Below are 300 nucleotides of genomic sequence, written 5' to 3' on the forward strand. Positions count from 1 at the left end.
CACCGCCATGTCCCCGGTGATCCGCGAGAAGCAGGACTACTTCATCGGCTTCTACGCGGCCGACGGGACGCTGGTGACCGGCACCAAGCTGCCGCTGGTCGGCGACGTGCTGCGGCCCATCCTCAAGCGTTTCCCGGCCGAGGAGATCCGGCCCGGCGACATCTTCTGGTACAATGCCGGCTACTTCTCCCGCGGCGGCGTCTCCCACCCCTCCGACCAGGTGTTTGCCACGCCGGCCTTCGTGGATGGCGAGTTGGTGGCCTTCGCGCAGAGCTGGGCGCATTTCCGCGACATCGGCGG

1 protein-coding gene is annotated in these 300 nt (G+C 68.0%); it reads left to right on the forward strand.

What is annotated here, in order from left to right; all coding sequences use genetic code 11:
• Positions 1-300 (forward strand): hydantoinase B/oxoprolinase family protein (locus AC1MIR_RS27830; protein WP_480031411.1); only part of this gene is annotated, 300 nt, incomplete at both ends.

The organism is Falsiroseomonas sp. RANM36, from assembly GCF_056682175.1.